This window comes from Chamaesiphon sp. VAR_69_metabat_338, from assembly GCF_031423935.1.
GTDB lineage: Bacteria > Cyanobacteriota > Cyanobacteriia > Cyanobacteriales > Chamaesiphonaceae > Chamaesiphon.
Genome location: NZ_JANPGM010000064.1, coordinates 1 through 1,620 on the forward strand (window position 1 = coordinate 1; position 1,620 = coordinate 1,620).

1 protein-coding gene is annotated in these 1,620 nt (G+C 47.3%); it reads right to left on the minus strand.

What is annotated here, in order from left to right:
- Positions 1 to 346: 346 nt before the first annotated feature.
- Positions 347 to 1,620: carotenoid oxygenase family protein (locus RMO84_RS01915; RefSeq protein ID WP_310486768.1), on the minus strand; the 1,274-nt coding region annotated here is incomplete at its 5' end.

Below are 1,620 nucleotides of genomic sequence, written 5' to 3' on the forward strand. Positions count from 1 at the left end.
GTCTATAGAATCGTTCTAGATTCACTCCTGTTTGTTTGTAGAGTTTCTCTCAGCAGCCAGGTTCCAGCGAACAGACCCCCTAGACCGCTCCTATTACTAGTAGAGATTTTAGAATCTTATCTAGTAGTAGGAGCGGATAGTTTTTGGGAGGTAATAATTAATTTCCGGAGTTGCTGAATTGAGGGATGAAGCGTAGACTTTGCCCTCACCCCCAACCCCTCTGTCTTGTCTCGCTAAACCGTCGGGAAACCCGACGAGCGCGAGCCGCTCCCAAGCTTGGGAGAGGGGAGCCAGAGCCGCAGGATCTGGCGGGGTGAGGGCTAATCATCCCTGAATCCAGCAACGCCTAATTTCCCTTCCAAGTACCGTGAAAACCCATCGGTACCACGCTGGGTAAGCCCAAACGACAGACAGGCGATTCATCCAATCTGTCCCGATCGAAAATCCAGACTTCACTCTGATGTTGTTGACCGTCATAAATAACCGTCAAAATCCAACCTCGGTTCGGATCGAATTTATCCACCACATGAATTGGTTCGGTCGGATATAAATGGCTGGCAATATCTGCTGTAGTTAAAGTATTCGTCTGGCGATCGAATCGTCCAATCGTCCCGACTAATTCCCGATTGAGAACTGCATTTGATTTGTGAACGGACAAGTATGTATATCGCCATTCTTGGCCGACTTGCGAACTTTCGACCAAGGGGAACTCACAACTGCGATCGCATAGCTGTTCGCTGCTAATTAGTTTCCCAGCTTTAGGATCGATAACTAATTGCCAGAGCGTGCCGATTGCCTCTGTATGTGTTTCGCCACTAGCAACTTCTCTTAAAAATTCATTAGTGTCAAAATCTGGGTACCGAACTAAATCACAGATAATATGGCCGTTAGCATCGACATAACCATTGCCAAAATGCCATTGATACCACGGCTCGGTGGTAAAATTACTCACTAAACTGAGGCTATCGCGATCGAACACCATAATTTGAGTACCGAGTTCTGGCTTCCACCGAATCGATTCGCTATAGCTAGCCAATTGCAACAGGATCGGCAGCGGTTGAATCTCGATCGGGGTAATACAAAAAACTAAGTATTTACCAACCATCAAAAAGTCATGAACGGTAGTCAGTCTAGGTAATTTAGTTTGACTAGTTTTGATGACTTTCCCACTGCGATCGCTCTGATAAAGATTGAGTTTACACTGCGCGCCGATCGAGATGCCAAAATTATAAATATGTCCCGAAACTGGATCGACTTTGGGGTGCGCCGAATAAACTAGCGGCTGAAGATCGCTCCCTAAATCATCCGTGCCTAGCGTTGCTAACGTATCCAAATCTAATGCGTGCGGCTCAGCACCTTCCCACAATGCCAATAATCGATCGGGTAAAGCTAAAACCGAAGTATTGGCGGAATTTTTGACCGACTTACCGATTCGATCCCACAGGTTCCCCGTTGGTTTCATCCCATAGTTGCCATACAACCATCGATCGACCTTACTCTCAGCCTGATAACCCTCGGTTTGGACATAACGATAGATCCCGCTAGCTGCCCCTTGAGCGAATTTAACTGCCAAGATTGCCCCATCCCCATCGAACCAGTGTCCCACCCGTTGACCAGCTC